Origin of the sequence: Aliiglaciecola sp. SL4 (assembly GCF_041538045.1) — a bacterium.
Classification (GTDB): Bacteria; Pseudomonadota; Gammaproteobacteria; order Enterobacterales; family Alteromonadaceae; genus Aliiglaciecola.
This window is the reverse complement of record NZ_JBGOSE010000009.1, coordinates 1-18,541: the sequence shown is the minus strand read 5'-3', so window position 1 is coordinate 18,541 and position 18,541 is coordinate 1. Positions and strand designations below refer to the sequence as shown.

The 18,541-nt window shown below is 40.7% G+C and carries 16 protein-coding genes; 11 read left to right on the top strand and 5 right to left on the bottom strand.

Annotation, left to right across the window (positions count from 1 at the left end):
* Nucleotides 1–36: 36 nt before the first annotated feature.
* Together AB6T38_RS13375 and mutS are read right to left on the bottom strand one after the other, a co-directional pair.
* Nucleotides 37–1,668, bottom strand: coding sequence for a CTP synthase (locus AB6T38_RS13375; protein ID WP_348489285.1), 1,632 nt, complete (start codon nucleotides 1,666–1,668; stop codon nucleotides 37–39).
* A 187-nt stretch (nucleotides 1,669–1,855) separates the two neighbouring features.
* Complete coding sequence (mutS, locus tag AB6T38_RS13370; RefSeq protein WP_372547787.1) at nucleotides 1,856–4,435, bottom strand: DNA mismatch repair protein MutS; 2,580 nt, start codon at nucleotides 4,433–4,435, stop codon at nucleotides 1,856–1,858.
* Between the two features lie 162 nt (nucleotides 4,436–4,597).
* On the opposite strand from mutS, the gene pncC reads away from it, so the two are divergent.
* The 4 genes from pncC (at nucleotide 4,598) to AB6T38_RS13350 (ending at nucleotide 7,356) form a co-directional block, all read left to right on the top strand.
* A complete protein-coding gene (gene pncC, locus AB6T38_RS13365) occupies nucleotides 4,598–5,083 on the top strand; it encodes a nicotinamide-nucleotide amidase (RefSeq protein ID WP_372547786.1) in 486 nt (161 codons plus the stop codon).
* A 210-nt stretch (nucleotides 5,084–5,293) separates the two neighbouring features.
* Nucleotides 5,294–6,328, top strand: coding sequence for a recombinase RecA (gene recA / locus AB6T38_RS13360; RefSeq protein WP_348489288.1), 1,035 nt, complete (start codon nucleotides 5,294–5,296; stop codon nucleotides 6,326–6,328).
* A gap of 367 nt (nucleotides 6,329–6,695) precedes the next feature.
* The gene (locus AB6T38_RS13355; protein WP_372547785.1) at nucleotides 6,696–7,142 is read left to right on the top strand and encodes a PA2169 family four-helix-bundle protein; all 447 of its coding nucleotides are present in this window, start codon (nucleotides 6,696–6,698) and stop codon (nucleotides 7,140–7,142) included.
* 55 nt (nucleotides 7,143–7,197) lie between these two features.
* The gene (locus tag AB6T38_RS13350) at nucleotides 7,198–7,356 is read left to right on the top strand and encodes a YqaE/Pmp3 family membrane protein (protein ID WP_216046824.1); all 159 of its coding nucleotides are present in this window, start codon (nucleotides 7,198–7,200) and stop codon (nucleotides 7,354–7,356) included.
* An 83-nt stretch (nucleotides 7,357–7,439) separates the two neighbouring features.
* On the opposite strand, the gene AB6T38_RS13345 is transcribed toward AB6T38_RS13350, so the two are convergent.
* Nucleotides 7,440–8,420 (bottom strand): endonuclease/exonuclease/phosphatase family protein, encoded by a 981-nt coding sequence (locus AB6T38_RS13345; protein WP_372547784.1) that lies wholly within the window; start codon nucleotides 8,418–8,420, stop codon nucleotides 7,440–7,442.
* 214 nt (nucleotides 8,421–8,634) lie between these two features.
* On the opposite strand from AB6T38_RS13345, the gene AB6T38_RS13340 reads away from it, so the two are divergent.
* From AB6T38_RS13340 to AB6T38_RS13325, 4 genes are all read left to right on the top strand, one after another.
* Nucleotides 8,635–8,952 (top strand): DUF883 domain-containing protein, encoded by a 318-nt coding sequence (locus tag AB6T38_RS13340; RefSeq protein ID WP_372547783.1) that lies wholly within the window; start codon nucleotides 8,635–8,637, stop codon nucleotides 8,950–8,952.
* A 6-nt stretch (nucleotides 8,953–8,958) separates the two neighbouring features.
* Complete coding sequence (locus AB6T38_RS13335) at nucleotides 8,959–9,396, top strand: hypothetical protein (RefSeq protein WP_372547782.1); 438 nt, start codon at nucleotides 8,959–8,961, stop codon at nucleotides 9,394–9,396.
* Nucleotides 9,397–9,404: 8 nt separating this feature from the next.
* Complete coding sequence (locus AB6T38_RS13330; RefSeq protein ID WP_372547781.1) at nucleotides 9,405–9,644, top strand: hypothetical protein; 240 nt, start codon at nucleotides 9,405–9,407, stop codon at nucleotides 9,642–9,644.
* A 271-nt stretch (nucleotides 9,645–9,915) separates the two neighbouring features.
* A complete protein-coding gene (locus tag AB6T38_RS13325) occupies nucleotides 9,916–10,287 on the top strand; it encodes a hypothetical protein (protein ID WP_372547780.1) in 372 nt (123 codons plus the stop codon).
* 15 nt (nucleotides 10,288–10,302) lie between these two features.
* Here AB6T38_RS13325 and AB6T38_RS13320 read toward each other — a convergent pair whose 3' ends face one another.
* Nucleotides 10,303–11,304: a LysR family transcriptional regulator gene (locus AB6T38_RS13320; RefSeq protein ID WP_372547779.1), complete on the bottom strand. Its 1,002-nt coding sequence runs from the start codon at nucleotides 11,302–11,304 to the stop codon at nucleotides 10,303–10,305.
* A 541-nt stretch (nucleotides 11,305–11,845) separates the two neighbouring features.
* On the opposite strand from AB6T38_RS13320, the gene AB6T38_RS13315 reads away from it, so the two are divergent.
* The 3 genes from AB6T38_RS13315 (at nucleotide 11,846) to AB6T38_RS13305 (ending at nucleotide 16,621) form a co-directional block, all read left to right on the top strand.
* On the top strand, nucleotides 11,846–14,464 hold the full coding sequence (locus tag AB6T38_RS13315; protein WP_372547778.1) for a TonB-dependent receptor plug domain-containing protein: 2,619 nt from the start codon (nucleotides 11,846–11,848) through the stop codon (nucleotides 14,462–14,464).
* A 126-nt stretch (nucleotides 14,465–14,590) separates the two neighbouring features.
* Complete coding sequence (locus tag AB6T38_RS13310) at nucleotides 14,591–15,415, top strand: sulfite exporter TauE/SafE family protein (protein ID WP_372547901.1); 825 nt, start codon at nucleotides 14,591–14,593, stop codon at nucleotides 15,413–15,415.
* Nucleotides 15,416–15,445: 30 nt separating this feature from the next.
* On the top strand, nucleotides 15,446–16,621 hold the full coding sequence (locus tag AB6T38_RS13305; protein ID WP_372547777.1) for a histidinol-phosphate transaminase: 1,176 nt from the start codon (nucleotides 15,446–15,448) through the stop codon (nucleotides 16,619–16,621).
* A gap of 327 nt (nucleotides 16,622–16,948) precedes the next feature.
* On the opposite strand, the gene AB6T38_RS13300 is transcribed toward AB6T38_RS13305, so the two are convergent.
* Nucleotides 16,949–18,133 (bottom strand): histidinol-phosphate transaminase, encoded by a 1,185-nt coding sequence (locus AB6T38_RS13300; protein ID WP_372547776.1) that lies wholly within the window; start codon nucleotides 18,131–18,133, stop codon nucleotides 16,949–16,951.
* Nucleotides 18,134–18,541 lie beyond the last annotated feature (408 nt).

The window sequence follows — 18,541 nt, the reverse complement described above, 5'->3', positions numbered from 1 at the left end:
AATAGTTATTATGCGAATAGGCGCTTGGTTTTTCTTTTAATTATTATTTTTATGGTATTCACCAGCGGCGTGCACAAACCCAGTAAATAATGGGTGGCCGTCACGGGGTGTAGAGTTAAATTCTGGGTGGAACTGGCCTGCAATAAACCATGGGTGATCAGGTAGTTCAATTACCTCAACCAAACGTTTATCAGTAGATAAACCAGATACAACTAAACCAGATGCTTCGATTTCACTACGAAGATTGTTATTCACTTCATAACGATGTCTATGGCGTTCGTAAATTTCCGTATTGCCATAGGTTTGGTGAACCTTTGTATCTGGAATTAAATGACACAGTTGACTCCCCAAACGCATTGTACCACCAAGGTCAGAGCTTTCATCTCTGACCTCTGTACTGCCGTCTGAGTCTTGCCACTCAGTAATTAAGCCAACCACTGGGAAAGGTGTCTCTGGGTTAAATTCAGTACTGTTGGCATCGGTCATGCCTGTCACGTTTCTGGCGTACTCGATGAGTGCCACTTGCATGCCTAAGCATATGCCTAAATAAGGTATTTGGTTTTCACGAGCATATTTTGCTGCAGCAATTTTGCCTTCAATGCCACGTTCGCCAAAACCGCCAGGAACCAATATCGCATCCAAATCTTGCAGTACGCTTTCGCCTTTGCTCTCAATATCTTGAGAATCGATATAACGAATGTTAACTGAAAGACGATTTTTTAAGCCAGCATGTTTTAGTGCTTCATTAACGGATTTGTATGCATCGGGCAATTCTACATATTTGCCGATCATGCCAATATTGACTTCGTCATTTGGATTAGATTCTGCATATAGAACTTGTTCCCATTCGGTCAGATCGGCTTCAGGGCATTCTAGACCAAAACGTTGAACGACTAATTCATCCATACCTTGGGCTTTCAATCCGGCGGGTATACGGTAAATACTATCTACATCTTTTAAACCGATAACTGCTTTATCGGGGACGTTAGTGAACAATGCAATCTTTTGACGCTCGTTTGAAGGAAGGGCGCTTTCTGAACGGCAAACCAAAATATCTGGTTGAATACCGATAGAACGTAATTCTTTCACGGAATGCTGAGTGGGTTTAGTTTTCACTTCACCAGAGGCTGCCATGTAAGGAACTAGGGTAAGATGCATATACATGGCACGTTCGCGCCCAAGTTCTGCACCTAATTGGCGAATGGCTTCAAGAAACGGTTGAGATTCAATATCACCCACTGTCCCGCCAATTTCAACAATCGCTACATCTACACCTTCTGCTCCTTCTATTACTCGACGTTTTATTTCGTTGGTAATATGGGGAATAACCTGAATGGTTGCGCCTAGGTAGTCACCACGTCTTTCACGTTTTAACACTTCTTCGTAAACGCGACCCGTGGTGAAGTTATTACGTTTGGTCATACGGGTACGAATAAATCGTTCGTAGTGGCCTAAATCTAAATCTGTTTCTGCACCGTCATCGGTAACAAATACTTCGCCGTGCTGAATGGGGCTCATGGTGCCCGGATCCACGTTAATGTATGGGTCCAGTTTGAGCATCGTAACTTTCAATCCTCTAGCTTCGAGGATTGCAGCTAACGAAGCTGCGGCAATACCTTTTCCAAGTGATGAAACCACACCACCTGTGACGAAAATATAATGTGTCATGTGTAACCTAAGACGTTTGGAGTTGATAAGAATACTTGACCAAGGAACCGACAAAAAGATCGGCATATGGACGGCTCAACAGTATACGGAAAGCTGCGTTTCCATACAACGAACTTTTTCATTTAAGGGTGACAAATTTTGATTTGAAATAATCTGAATTTTGCCAGCTACATAAACTTTCAATATCTCAGGATTGCTTACTCATTTCTTTCAATGAATATACCAGTGCGAGAGCTTCTTTAGGTGTCAATTCATCGGGTTCAATTTGATTCAATTTAATTCGCAAATCATCCACTGAATCTAACAGGTCAAGTTGTTGTGAGTGATCACTTACAGCCAGCTCACTACTATCAATGCTGGGTTGTTTCTCCAAAATGGCGAGTTTCGTTTTGGCTGAACGAATCACGCTTTTAGGCACGCCAGCCAATTGCGCCACTTGTAAACCATAACTGCGGTTCGCTGGACCTTCTTGAACAGCATGCATAAAACGAATTTCGTCGTTGTGTTCAATGGCATCAAGGTGCACATTGGCTAGGTTATCAAGTTCGGTTGCTAATTGGGTTAGCTCAAAATAATGGGTGGCAAAAAGTGTGTAGGCGTTAATCTTTGATGCAAGATATTCGGCACATGCCCAAGCTAAGGATAGACCATCATATGTACTGGTGCCGCGACCTATTTCGTCCATTAACACTAGGCTGTTCGCCGTTGCATTATTTAAAATATTCGCCGTTTCTGTCATTTCTACCATAAAGGTAGAACGTCCAGAAGCGAGGTCATCAGAAGCTCCTATGCGGGTGAAAATTCGGTCGATTGGTCCAATAGTCGCTTGCTGGGCAGGTACAAATGAGCCTATATAGGCCATCAGCACAATTAATGCGGTTTGCCGCATGTATGTTGATTTTCCGCCCATGTTTGGTCCAGTAATAATCAACATTCGTCTTGATGGTGTCATAGCTAAGGGATTAGCGATAAAAGGGCTTTTCATCACACTTTCAACCACTGGGTGGCGACCTTGCTCATAAAAAATCCCGGTCTGTTCACTCATCTCTGGGCAGTGCAAATCTAGGGCTTCCGCTCGTTGGGCTAAATTACAAATCACATCTAGCTCGGCAAGGCCCATGGCACTTAGCATAAGTTCATTTAATTGGGGTAATAGTAAATCGAACAACTGATCATACAATTGTTTTTCTAACGCCAGGGCACGTCCCTGGCTGGTAAGCACTTTGTCTTCGTGTTCTTTAAGCTCAGGAATTATATAACGCTCGTTATTTTTTAGGGTTTGCCGACGGACATAATCTGCAGGGACTTGATCAGCAAAACTGCGACTAACTTCAATATAATAGCCGTGAACTTTATTGTAATTTACTTTGAGGGAAGGGATGCCTGTACGTTCTTTTTCGCGGATTTCTAACTGCTCTAGATAGTCTGTTGCGCCTTTGGCTAAGTTTCGCAGTTCATCCAACTCTTCATTGTAACCCGGAGCAATGACCCCGCCATCGCGAATTAATACCGGCGGGTTAGGGATGATGGCCTTAGATAAAAGTTCGCCAAGTTCAGGGAAGTTGTTGATATCTGCACTCAAGTTAGCAAAGTAGGGTCCTAAATTTACTAACTTTTGTTGTATATCTGGCAGCATGACGAATGCATTAGCCAACCTTGAAAAATCTCTAGGTCGTGCTGAACGTAAGGCTAACCTGGCTAAACAACGTTCCATATCCCCGACGGATTTAAGCATGTCGCGTAAATCTTCGTGTTCGTCTGCGTGTAGGGCCTTTATTTGTTGTTGGCGGCTATTTATGACCTGTAAATCGCGCACTGGGGTTTGGATCCAGCGTTTTAATAACCGACTTCCCATTGGGGTGACTGTGAAATCTAGAATACTCGCTAATGTATGCTCTACGCCGCCAGATAAATTTAAGGTTAATTCTAGATTGCGCCTTGTGGCTGCATCCATGAGCACGGTATCGTCATTGTTTTGCAACTGAATATTGCGTATGTGTGGTAAAGCTGAGCGTTGTGTGTCTTTAACATATTGAACAATGCATCCCGCAGCACAAATGGCAATTTTTGCATTTTGAATACCAAAACCATTGAGCTCCTTGGTACCAAACTGTTGGTTTAACTGTTTGTTGGCGGTTTGGAAATCAAACTCCCACACAGGGCGGCGGCGTAAGCCTACGCGATCGTCGATTAAATGAAGGTGGCTAAACCCTTCAGGATATAGCAACTCGGCAGGATTGCAGCGCTGCAATTCCGCTAATAAGGCTTCTTCACCGGCCAGTTCAGAGATACTAAAACGGCCGCTGGTAATGTCGATTATGGCAAACCCGAATGTCTCTTTTTGGACAAAAACTGAGGCCAATAAATTATCTTGTTTATCTTCTAATAAAGCTTCGTCTGTAACCGTACCGGGAGTTACAATGCGCTGAACTTGTCGCTCAACAGGACCTTTGCTGGTGGCGGGATCACCTACTTGCTCCACAATCGCCACCGATTGCCCCATTTTAACTAAGCGAGCGAGATAACTTTCTACTGCATGATAGGGCACGCCGGCCATTGGAATGGCATTACCACCTGACTTACCTCTAGCAGTTAAGGATATATCTAATAGCTCAGAGGCTTTTTTCGCGTCATCAAAAAATAGCTCGTAAAAATCCCCCATACGATAAAATAACAGAATATCTGGATGTTCAGCTTTTATAGTTAAGTACTGACGCATCATGGGAGTGTGGCTATCTAGATCTGACTGTTTAACGCTATTACTCATTGAGGTTGGGATCTCTTTGCAGGTTGAGGTTATGCTTGAATAAATGCCTTATCTAAATAAGACGTTAAAAACAATTGGGCATTATAAGAAGTATGGGTTTTTTTTCTAGCAGTTGTTAGTACAATCTGCCATATAAAAAATTTAATGGAGCATATTCGTTCTATGTTAACCGAATCTATTGATTTATTAGCCCATCAACTGGGTCAACAGTTAACCCAAAAGGGATGGACAATTAGTTGTGCTGAATCTTGTACCGGTGGTGGTGTTGCTTTTGCAATAACCAGTATTGCTGGAAGTTCTCAGTGGTTTAAACAATCATTTGTGACCTATTCTAACGAAGCGAAACAATCTTTATTGGGGGTTAGGCAAGAAGTCTTGATTTCATTTGGCGCTGTGTCGGCTCAAACTGTGGAACAGATGGCATCTGGATGTGCACAAAAATCCCAGGCCAAAGTAGGCGTTTCCGTTAGTGGGATTGCTGGTCCCGATGGTGGTTCAGAAGATAAACCAGTCGGCTTAGTTTGGTTTGGATTTTACATCAATGGCGAAATTTTTACTGAAAAACAGATTTTTTCTGGCGATCGTCATCAAGTTAGATTGCAAGCTATTGAGTTTGCTTTGCAACAGACCAGTCACAGAATTGGTTAAGCAATACATGGTTTTGGTCAGTTAATCCTTGTAACTTTAGCGCTGATTTTTAACGCTCTTGGTCAGAAAATCACAAAACAAGTAAAACTGTACTTGCAACTGTATAATCATACAGTATACTTCTCAGCATAAAGTTTAGGTTAAATAACAAATAAACAAGTTCGTTGAAGCTTTGTTTAATTTATCACGCTATTTTCGAAGGATATTCCGATGGACGATAATAAATCTCGCGCATTATCAGCTGCTCTTGGGCAGATTGAAAAACAATTTGGTAAAGGGGCGATTATGCGCCTTGGAGACAACCAAGCTTTAGATATTGAAGCGGTTTCAACCGGTTCTTTGACTATTGATATTGCGTTGGGAATAGGCGGCTTGCCTTGTGGCAGAGTGGTCGAAATTTATGGTCCTGAATCATCGGGTAAAACCACCCTAACTTTACAAGCTATCGCTGAAGCACAAAAAATGGGTAAAACCTGTGCTTTCGTTGATGCTGAACATGCCCTTGATCCAGTCTACGCGGCAAAGCTAGGTGTTAATATCGATGATCTTTTAGTGTCGCAGCCAGATACCGGTGAACAAGCATTGGAAATCTGCGATATGTTAGTACGCTCTGGTGCAGTGGATGTTGTGGTTGTCGATTCCGTGGCAGCGCTTACCCCTAAAGCTGAAATTGAAGGTGATATGGGGGATTCCCACGTTGGTTTACAAGCGCGTTTGATGTCACAAGCGCTACGTAAATTAACCGGTAATATTAAGCGTTCAAATACCTTAGTTATTTTCATCAACCAAATTCGTATGAAAATTGGGGTGATGTTTGGTAGTCCTGAAACCACCACTGGTGGTAATGCGCTTAAGTTCTATGCTTCTGTAAGATTGGACATACGTCGTATTGGTGCGATTAAAGACGGGGATGAAGTTGTTGGTAACGAAACTCGAGTTAAAGTGGTGAAAAACAAAGTAGCACCGCCATTTAAACAAGCTGAATTCCAAATTTTATATGGCCAAGGTATTTGTAAAGAAGCGGAGTTGATTGACTTAGGTGTTAAGCAGAAGTTTGTTGAAAAGGCTGGAGCTTGGTATAGCTACAATGGCGAACGTATCGGTCAAGGTAAAGCGAATGTGGTTAAATACCTTAGAGAACATACAGATATGGCCGATGATATTGAAAAGCGTCTTAGAGCGGAGTTATTACTGTCTAAAACAGTCAAACCAGAAGATCCTGTAGCTTCTGAGGATGTGTTGTAACCCTAACCTTATACACATCCCTTAAGCGTGAGTTCCCCGCTAACAAAGTTGGCGGGGTTTTTTATGTTTTTTAATAGCTACCTGTCTTTGTAAACTTTCCATTCCCAGAGTAAAATTTTTACAGTTATACACCTTTACCTTTCTTTCTAATTCTTTATTTCCCTTCTTATTACTATTTCATTCATTTTCTTTTTTTAATTTAAGTTATTGAAATATTTAAATAATATTTAATCATTCAGTTTGTTTAAGTGTTTATTTCCAGAGTTTTTTCACTATGGTGTGCTTTCTGCACCATCTTTAACCGAGTAACGACACAATCAAAGAGCAATTTTGATTATTTATTTTCGATCATTAAAAGGAGATTTTTATGAGTAATGAAGTGAAACAAGTAAACAAAGTAACTGACGTGATTGAAGTCCTAAGAGCGGGCGCAGACTTTTACGAAGAAAGCATTGATAAAGCTACGCATCAATCTGTAAAACAAGTTTTTGCGCGAATGATGTTTGAGAAAAAAGCTGCAATTGAAGCTCTTCAGCCTTTCGCTATCGCCGAAAAAGGCGAGAAGGAAAAGGGGGAGTCTATCACTGTGAATGTCCGCAATATGTACACAAAATTAGTAGGTGCATTATCGTTTGACAAAGAACATACCTATGTCAGCCAGCTCGAAGAAGTGGAAGATAAAACCTTAGAGGTAATCGATGAGGCTCTTGAAGAAAAGCAGCCTGATACATGTGCATTAGCACTTCGTGAAATTCGAGGCACAATGCAAGCATGTCATGATGAGATGAAAGCATTGCAGGAAATTACTGCTTAGCCGCTCACAGCGCGGCTTATAGATAAAAAATGTTTAATAAATATTGAGGTAAAACATGGATATCATCAGACTAATACTAGCAATTCTACTTCCGCCTGTTGGTGTATTTCTTCAAGTCGGATTTAGTGGCGCGTTTTTCTTAAACATACTACTAACCATTCTTGGTTATTTGCCAGGTATAATTCACGCAGTTTGGATTATTGCCAAAAGATAAGACGAGCTTTGAATAGTGTAAAGTCCGCTACGCATGGTTAAAGTTTGCGAGCGGACTTCCTTAATTATTAAAACCATTAGCAGTTAATCCATATGACTTTTTACCATCAACTCTGTGTACAGAGGAAAGTGGTCAGAATCTATTGACGGTAGCCTTTTGATATCTACCAACATAAAGTGTTGTGAATGAAAAAGGTGATCGAGAGGCCACCTAATCACTGGGTAATCTGCATGAAAGGTATTAAAAAATCCCCTCCCAATTCTAGGGTCTTTTAGACCACTCAAGTGACGAAAGTGTCGTGTGGTGGGCGACCAGGCAACATCATTTAAATCACCCGTTACTATCGTTGGCTGCTGGGTGTGTTTCACTTCATCGGCAATCAAAATCAACTCTTTGTCTCTTGGATTCGCAGTTTCATTTTCTGTTGGAGATGGTGGAGCTGGATGCATAAAATGAAACTTCACTTTGACGTTCTGTGGGAATTGAATACGACAATGAACTGATGGAATATCCTTCTCAATTAATTCTAGAACCTGCAAATCCGAAATTTCATATTTACTATAAACATGCATTCCATATAAATTTTCTAAGGGTTTATTAACTCGATAAGGAAAGCTTTCATGAATGGGGATTAACGCATCTTGCCACCATTTGTTGGTTTCTAAAGTTACTAAAATATCTGGTTTATATTCAGTCACTATATCTATTAGTTTTTGTACCGATTTATTCGGCATTAATACGTTTGCCGTAATAACTTTAATGGTTACATTGGATTCTACTTGTGAATTTTCTGCCTGTTCTACTTCTTTTGGATATAAAAATGTATAAGGGAATATCCAAATGGACTGATATATTAAACTCGCTAGGTTTAACAAAAGTAGACAATACATCAAAGTCGTTTCCGTGAAAGAGACTGTCAGTAGAATATTCACTAAGATCAAGAAGACTATCTGAACTCTGGGAAATTCCCAACTGCGACATAACCAATGATTACTAGGTAATAGTGGAAGTAACGTTATGGCCACTAGAAAGCCGGTTGTGCAAATTAGACTTGTTTCCAACATATTTTTTTACGTTTTGATGTAATTGTTGCAAAGAGTATCAGAAGTATTTACAAGGTGAACCCTATAATTATAAGTTGAGTCTAACCGAAACACTTTAATTGACTGTTTTAACTGCATTAATTCATATTTTTTTAAATGGCATATTCGTTGCTCTTTAACCATTACTATCTATCCATAATTGATTGATAGTCCGTTAACCTAAAAGGAGAATGACATGTCAAATCAAACACAATCAGCTACCAATATTCCTAAGCAGGGCACTGATAATTCAGAGACACCAATTTCTGATAAGGTAACCGATGCTCTTCACCATTCAGTTGATTCTTTGTCGAAACAAGCGGCTAAAACTGAAGAAAAAGTAAGACACTCAGCTACGGCTTCTGCTGAAACATTGTCTGCAAAGCAGCAAGAAGCTTTGGACTACTGGAATTCGTCATCAATTGGTAAATTTACTAAAGAAAATCCAGTCGCTACAGCTGGTATTGCATTTGCCGCAGGTATGGCTCTGACTGCACTACTAAAAAGAAAGTAATCACCCATGATTGATGGCGACACTCACCAAACTCAAGAATCTGCAGCGCCTGAAAACGACGTTGCAGATTTGGCTGACCTACAGGCTTGTTGGGCAAGAGTTTGGGCGTCCCAGAAAGACCAAGTCAGTAAAGCGAAAAGCCTAGCGGCCCAAGAGTTTAAACTTAGCATAAAAGCGTTTTTGTTGAGCATGGTTTGTATTCTATTGTTAGTAGGCGTCAGTTTAATAATCTGGGTAGCTTTACTCTTAACCGTTGGCTATGCTGCATTCAACTACGGTATTCATTGGTTGCTCATCGCAACATTTTTCATTTCACTAAACCTGTTGATGTTTTGGCTTATTCACCGAGTATTTAAGAATGCCGCTCGTTCAATGGGATTTTCTACAACAATCAATGCGGTTTTTGGTAAATCAAACAAAAACGCACCAGACACCGCAAAGTGAGGCTTAGTATGTTTGACTTATTAGCAGAACAAAAAGCTCGCGTTGCAAATGAAGCCGTCTTATATAACGTGACAAGAGAGGTAAAACAGCAAACTTTAGACAATGCAACGCAGCAGTCTAAACAGTGGTTGAGCTCTCCCAAAGGAATATTTACCTCATTTGTAGCAGGCTCTTGTTACGAATTGCAATCGAGCTCAGATTCAAGCTCAAGCAAAACCATCGTAAGTATTTTACTCAGACTTATTTAATAATGAGGCGATATTCTGTATCGCCTTCAAAAAATCAAGTGTAAGTAATTTTTACACGTCTTCAGAAAAAGCTTTCCATTTCTAGTTTTAAAATCCTCAGTTATCTGCAAACAATGAAAATGCACCTGGAGGTGTTTTTATCTAATTGTTTTTAAAGAATAAATATCTCTAATTTATTGTTGGTTGATACCTGTTTTTGGTATCAAACCTGCAGTGTTTAAGGTTAATAAACATAAGGTATTTAAGCAAAATCTATTAATAAGGAAAGGCAATGAAGAAGCTAATTTTAAGTTCAGTGATCATCATCGCGATTCTAAGTTCAGCCATGGTTGATGGACAGACTGAGGTGGCTACTATAGATAATTCTGATCCTGTGCACCTTCTGTTGAAACGTTTTGAGAGCAGGTTACAAGAAGCAGATAAAACCTTAGGGGATCGCGATAGCCGACTTCGCTTGGAGCGAGCTATATATTACTACCAATCCTCTAAACGTTTATATCAGGCCAACTGGAAGGAAAAAGCTTTGGAACATGCAGACCGCGGCCTGAAGTTGCTAGTTCTTAGAGAGCAAGGAAGTACTGATTTTGTACAGCATTCAAGGGCTAATTTTGCAAAACCATTGTCAGACTCTCAAGGAATATAACCTCAAATTGAGTTGCTACATTACTTTGGAGGTTTGGTAAGTGGGTGGCTGAATGTGTCTTGCGGACGAGATTGCTAATCGTCCGCGCCAATGTGATAACGCTTGTTCACTAGCCGTTACCGTTTTTATGACGTTCAACATTTGAATTGAAGCATCAGATATACGCATACCCTTGTTGGTGGTTGCTAACACCATCCTGGTCATTTCAGGCTGTTCGATTTTTAGGGCTTTAACCACTTTACTTTCCTCTAAGTGGTACATTGCCGAGGAAGGTAATATCATTAATCCTTCACCTTGAATAACTTGTCTAAGTCCTGTCATTAATTGCCCTGAGTAGGCTTTGTCATGTTTTAGAGCAACGCCAGTTTTTTGCTCATAATTATTTATTAGTTGGCCTAAGGCGTCTTTCAGACCCGGAGTCAAAAGCTCAAATTGACTCAGCTCCCAGAAATTTACCGTATCTCGGTTTAGCAATTGTCTATAATTTTTTGCACTGTCACTGCTGCCGACTATCAAATACATGTATTCTTCAATAAGCGGATAGGCGCTCATGAAGCTCTGTTCAATTTCTTGTTCATAGGTTAATGCAATGTCGAGTTGATTTGTTTTAAGCCACTCTTTTACTGCATAAGATGGCCCCGTACTAATTTCTAGTTTGATGTGGGGGTGAAAGTGATTAATTTCAGCAATCAATGGCATTGATAAAACGTTACCAATTGACGGAAGCATGCCTACTCGAACGGTTCCAGAGCGATTGTTTGTTAGCTTCTGAAGTTCGATTTTCGAATCATTGATGGTTTTAGTAATAGCTTCGGCGTGGTTTATAAATATTTTTCCGGCTTGGGTTAGGGTCACTCCTCGAAAACTGCGCTCAAGTAAAGCCGTTCCCATTTCTCTTTCTAGATTAGCAAGTTGTTGACTGATGGCTGGTTGAGCAATGTCTAATTCTCTAGCTGCAGCCGCAATACTGCCTTTTTGCACGGTTATTAAAAAATACTCCAGCTGTTTAGAATTCATACTACAGAATGCTCCTAACACGTCTATTTATTCGATGATGTTTTGTGCCTCCCTTGCACTAATTTAGTTACATTTCATTTCAAAACTTATTTTTTGCACTATCTAATGTAATTGCTTGTAAATTAAGCATTTTTTGTACCATGGTGGTGCTTTGGGAAGTGTAATATTGTAAAAAATATGTTTTTTCGAACTTATTTAAATTCTTTTTGAGCTAAGAAATAATCTTATCTTATTGTTATTTATGTATAAATAATTAGGGTCAATATTTTCCTTATAACCCTCAATAATCTTTTTTCTTCCGCCTTGCCATTACATTTCTTAGTCTCTTCTGGGGTTGTTGATAGGACGAATGGGATACAAAAATACATTCTTGCCTGAAATTGGTGCTTAGTTGCTCACATCAAGGGCACTCCCTTAACTAAAAACATATTTAAGTATTTTTTATCAAAAAAATAAAAAACATTAATTAAGGATAAAAGATAAAGCATAAAAAGTAAGGGATGAAAGTATTTAGAACACACACTTTATAGAGGAACACTCAATGAAATTAAATAAAATCAATGCTGCAATATTAATGGGTTTATCTAGTTGTACTATTTCTTTGCTGAGTGCACCTTTGGCATATGCGCAAGAAGCCGCCGCAGAAGACGATAATCTGGAAAAAATAGCAATAGTAGGAGCCCGTGGAGCCCCTAGAACAGTCACCAGTTCACCAGTACCTGTAGATGTACTCAGTGCTGACGACTTAAATGCCGTAGCGTTTTCAGATATGAATGATGTATTAAAAACCTTAGTGCCATCTTATTCAGTTTCTCGCCAACCTATCTCAGATGGTGGTACCTTTATTCGCCCAGCACAACTACGTGGATTACCTACCGACAAAACCTTAGTTTTAGTGAATTCGAAACGACGCCACCGTGCTTCTTTAGTATCTATTGGCGGTTCAGGTACTCAAGGACCCGATTTAGCAACAATTCCTACCGCAGCGATAGCGAGTGTGGAAGTACTGCGTGATGGAGCTGCAGCACAATATGGTTCTGATGCCATTGCTGGTGTAATCAACTTTCAGCTAAAAAATAATACTGAAGGGGGCATGTTTTCTGCTGAAATGGGGCAATATTTTGAAGGCGATGGAGACCAATTAGTCATAGCTGGTAACAAAGGTTTTGCCTTAGGTGATGACGGTTTTTTAAGTATCTCAGCTGAATATTCAGATTCAGAAGCGACATTCAGAGGAACCCAGTATTGTGAGGCATGGTTCTGTGTTGACGATCAATCTGCAGAGTTTATTGCTGCTGCAGAATTGCAAGGTCAAACAGTTCATGGTTCGTCACAAGTGCAACCTTGGGGACAGCCTAATTCAAGCGGTACTCGTATATTTGTAAACACAGGTTATGCACTTTCAGATGATATTGAACTTTATGGATTCGGTAACTATTCAGAAAGTGAAGGGGACGGTTCATTCTTTTATCGTTATCCAGGAAATGGCACCATTGAAGATCTGCGTTTAGAAGATGGTTCTATCTGGAGTCCTATTGAAATATTTCCAGGTGGCTTCACACCGCGTTTCTTTGGTGATGTAACAGATTACTCTCTGGTTGGCGGCATAAAAGGAATGAGTGGTGCTTTGGGTTATGATTTAAGTGCCCGTTACGGTTACAACGAAATTTCTTATACCTTAAGCAATACCGTTAACCCTTCTATGGGGAATTTATCACCTATCTCCTTTAAACCTGGTGACTTAAGTAATGAAGAGACTCAAATTCAAGCTGACTTCACCTATGACATGGATGAATATATTTTCGCCTTTGGTTTGAGTTACATGGATGAATCTTACGAAATTTCTGAAGGTGAAGAGGACTCGTACTTTGCTGGTCCTTATGCCTCTGCTGATCCTTGGGAGTTTTGTACCGATGCTTATATGCCTACAGAAGCAGGTGAAGCTGTGATCGCCAACGGTTCAACCTTGGATTGTGCGAACTATACTACTAATGACGTGGACGGTGATGGTTTTGAAGATGATGGCATTGAAGGTCTTGATCCGGTTTACCGTGTAGTGGGTGTGGGTTCCAATGGTTTCCCTGGTTATTCCCCTGAATTCTCGGGCAAATACTCTCGAGATTCTTATGCTGCCTATGTGGATGTTTCAGGTGATATCACCGATAAACTATTTGCTCAAGGTGCACTACGTTACGAAGATTATTCAGATTTCGGTTCAGAGCTTGTTTATAAAGTTGCGGCAATCTATCAATTTACCGATGAATTTGCGGTAAGAAGTTCATACGGAACTGGATTCCGTGCGCCAACCCCTGGTCAACAAGGTACAACCAATGTTTCCACTCGTTTACCTAATGGATTTCCTGTTGCAACGGGGTTGTTTCCAGCTGGTGGTTCAGTTGCCCAAGCACTTGGTGCCGAAGAGCTTAGTCCAGAGTTATCCACTAACTTTACACTAGGTTTGACCGCAGCACTTGGTGATTTCAGCTTAACTGTAGACTATTACCACATATTATTGGAAGACAGAGTGTATGCTGTTTCAACAATGGATGTGTCTACCGATCCTTCAAGCGGTGAAGATTACACCAATTATTTAAGCCTAGCTGATGCAGGTGTGGTAGGTGCTGAGTCTATTGGTGGTGTTTTCTTCTTCCAAAATGCCTTTGACACGGTCACTGAAGGCCTTGATATTGTTGCTACCTACGCTCTGAAATCGGATTACGGCGAAACAATGTTTACCGCTTCGATCAACTATAACGCTCAAGAGTTTGATTCAGATCCTAGCGAATACCTAAATGCAGAAGACCAGTTAGATTTTGAGAACGGTGTACCTGAAATGCGCGGTGTGTTCTCTATTAATCATAGCTACGAAGATTGGCTGGTAACGACTCGGTTCAGTTATTACGGCGAGTATGAAAATGCCAACGATAGCTCAGCTGATACTGAGATCCAAACTTTCGGTTCAGAGTTAATGGTTGATTTGGAAGGTACTTATCATATCAATGATATGTATACCGTTTCTTTGGGTGTCCGTAACATCTTCGATAACTATCCTGATGTAGCCACTATGGGGGATTCTTGTTGTGGACGAGTATACCGCTCAGATTCAGTGGTTGATTGGCAAGGTGGTTATTATTACGCCAAGTTTATCGCTAACTTCTAAACCCTAAGTTCTAGAACACAACAGCAATAGCAGAAGGGGCGTAAGCCCCCTGCTCATTTTAACAGAACTTTTTTATTTAAGTTGGGAAAGTATTTTGATAACAATTTTTAGTGGAGCGATGTTGTGATGGAGATAGAGTTACTCTGGTTCGTTCTAACCTTATGTTGCGCTGGCGCTGTAGCTGGTATTACCGCTGGTTTATTTGGCAATGGTGGGGGATTTGTTGTAGTACCGGCTTTATTGGCGGTTTTCCCGTTTTTCACTCCCAACTCTGAACAGTTGGTGAAAGTAGCTATTGGCACCTCACTGGCTTCCATCGTGGTGTCTAGTGCCCGTTCGGTGATGGCTCACCGTCGCCGAGGTGCTGTTGATTTTGATGTGCTCAAGTCGTGGTCAATTTGGATTATTTTGGGGGTATTGGGTGGCTTAGCTATTGCTAATCATACTAGCAGCGTGGGGTTAACCATTGTGTTTGCTGCTGGGGTGTTACTGTATTCAATTTATTTCCTTTTTCCAGATTTTGTTGTTCGTCCAGGTATGTCGTTTTCGATGCCTTCTGGTATGGGCAAAGCCACTTTAGCATTTGTACTGGGAGGGTTTTCAGCGCTATTAGGCATAGGTGGCGGAACGCCAACGGTTATCACTATGGTGATGTGTAAACGCACCATACAACAGGCCGTGGCAACAGCCGCAGGTGTGGGCTGTTTAATTGGTCTGCCAGGAGCCATCGGATTTTTATTTATGGAAAATACTAGTCCTGAAAGCATGCCATTTGGGACGGTTGGTTATATTAATCTACCGGCATTAATTGCCATCAGTGTTGGTTCCATTCTTACTGCACCATATGGTGCCTCACTGGCCCATAGCTTCAGTGAGAAAAAACTCAAACGCTTGTTCGGTATTTACTTAGTGATTGTATCAACAGCGATGTTTATCAAAGTTTTGTCGTAGACATATTTTAAGAACAAAAGGAAAATAATAATGACTTATAATCCATCTAGACGCTTATTTTTAGGGGGTAGCATTGCTGCTTCTGCTGCCGGAGCTTCAGGTCTAATCGTACCTGCAAGTATGGCATCTGCCGCTGCAATACCGGCACCAAAGGTTAGTTACGGACCTGCTGAAGGTATTGCTAAATTGAATGCGAATGAAAATCCCTATGGTCCTAGCCCTGAAGCTCTAAAAGCTATTTCTCAGGCGAGTAGTCAAGGCGGCGCTTATTATGCCTATAATGCAGGTATGTATCTGCGAGATATGATTGCAGAAAACTACAGCCTAAAACCGGGTAATATTTCTATTACTGCTGGTTCGTCCTTAATTCTGGCCTTTGCTGCTCTGGCGGCGACAACTAAAGGTGTTATTTTAGGGCCGGATTTATTTTGGGATACCACGTCTAAAGCGCCTATTAGCCAAGGTGGTCCAGAAATTCGTCGGGTAGCTAATACCGCCGATTTAGAAATTGATCTGGATGCCCTTTATGATGCTATTGATGATGACGTAGCTATGGTACATGTATGTAATCCAAACAACCCCACTGGGCGAATTCTTGATCCGATGAAGCTTAAAGAGTTTTGTATTAAGGCATCTAAGAAAACTTTGGTTTTGGTGGATGAAGCCTACAATGAACTCATTGAAGATGGTCCAAAACATTCGATGATCCCGCTTATTAACCAAGGTCACAATATCATCGTAGCCCGTACATTTTCTAAAATTTATGGTCTTGCGGGTATGCGTGTGGGGTATATGTTGGGTTCTGAAGAAAACATCGAATTTATCAACAGATACGGATTGGGAGGCTACTCTATTAACCAAGCTGGTTTAGCTGCTGCTATTGCTAGTTATCATGATGAAGGTTTTAAAACTTTCTCTAGAGAAAAAGTAATGGAAGCCAAAGGTATTATCCAGTCGGCGGTAAAAGCGAATGGTTTGACAGCTTTACCTTCGAGCACCAACTTTGTGTTTGTAAATTTGGGTGAAAATGGTGATGCCAATTCATTTCGAAAAGCGATGGAAAAACAGAACGTGTTGATCCGCGGCCAATACCGTACTTACCAACCTTGGTCACGAGTCAGTACTGGGATAATCAAAGATGTACAAATGTATGCTGATGCTATGCCTAAAGCATTAGAGGACATGCATAAAATGCTGAAGCCTTAGTATTAGATAGCAGTTTTAGTGAAATCGAAAAATTGCGATTTAAAAATAACCCCATTATTTAATGGGAAATGTCTGCAGCAGACTTAGAAAGCAGAGACTTAGAGGACATCCATAAAATGCTGAAGTCTTAATATCAGACAACAGTTTTAGTTAAATCGAAAAAAGAGTTACAGAAAAGAGTTACAGGACATGCATAAAACGAAGAGTTAGATAGCATTGTGCCAGCTCGAGGCTAAATTTCTCGAGCTGGAACTTCTGGTTTGAGGGAATCTGGTTGAACTCTGACACATCATGTTGTTTGCTAAGATGTCAGAGTTGCAACATTGATTATGCTAAAACTGTCTTTAATGCTTTAACACAAGCATCGGTCTCTTCCGGTGTTCCAATACTGATGCGAGACCAGGTGTCGTAACCAGGCCATGTTCTGCCCACCACCTTGATACCTTCGGCTTTCATTTTTTCCGAAAACTGATCGTGGGGCATACCAGTATCCATATAGATAAAATTCCCTTGGGGGTTTTTAGCATATGGACGTCCTAGCTCTAGTGCAGCAGTGGTTAACTTTGCGCGCTCGGTTTGCACACGTTTGCGCATTGTAGTTAAGTTTGCGTGATCATCCATACTCGCCATACCGGCAACCAAACCGAGATAGTTCACACCACCCATTCTTAACATACGACCAATGACTTTGGCCTGCTCAACAGGCATGATGGCGTAACCTAAACGTTGGCCAGCCATTGCATGTATTTTTGAGAATGTGCGACAAATAACCACGTTGTATCCGTCGGCTGCTAACTTTGATTGAACGTTGGTTGGATATGCGTCTGACATCTCAATGTAGGCTTCATCGATGAAAACTTGGGCTTTCTGTGACACTCGTTTTGCAAATTCGGTTAGCTTAACAGGATCTACTACGCACCCAGTTGGGTTATTTGGGTTACAGATATACACCGCTGTGGTGTCATCTGTGACTGCTGCTTCAATAGCGTCTAAATCAAAATTCATATCGGCGTCTAATGGAACATAAGTTACATCTGCGCCCATAAATTCTGCGCCACGAGGCACGCCTTCGTAGGTGGCCATGGAAGTGACTAACTTATTGCCGTTTTTGGTTATCCAGTCTGCGTATCCAAATAGGATAGGAGAAGAGCCATTTGTTACGACAATCTGCTCTTCGGATACACCCTCTTGGGCTGCAATTTTCTTTTTCAGAACGTCGACAGTTGCATCAGCGTATCTTCCAAGATTGAACAACTCAGATTGCATGGCTTCCACCGCTTTTGCTGAAGGTCCAAATGCGTTTTCATTTGAGGATAATCGAATAAGTCCATCATTCACATTTGGTGTAGCTGATGGAAAGTGATCAGTTTTCATGCCTGCGGCATTTAGCTCTTTTACACTTGAATCTACGCATGCAGAAAGTGCAACTGCTCCTGTACCTAGTCCAACGGATTTTAGCCATTTGCGGCGTGAAGAATCAATTATTTTAGTGTTTGTTATATCTTGTTTCATTTGCCACTCTGTCTAAAAATTACTGGGATTTTAGATTAAATCCTATCGTCCATCGATGCAATGGTAAATGCAGGGTAAGTAGATGAAATGGATAAAGTTTTTTAATTTTCAATATGCGTGTTTAACTAGTGTAAATTAAGTTAAAACCTTGCTGGTTATTTTACAAAATAATAACTTGGACAGGCATAGATTTGAGACTAGTTATTAAAAATAGTTTTAAATCTATTTTAAGAATGCTGCCTAACTTATAGGATTATTTGCAAATTTGGCAGTGTGAAAAATAACTTGGCATTGAGTTTTAATGCAAAAACAACAATGACACGCCGTGGAAGTATTCCATTGTTAACGAGTATTGATTCGCATTAAATCTTGATTTAATTAAACTGCTAGATAATTCAACAAACTAAC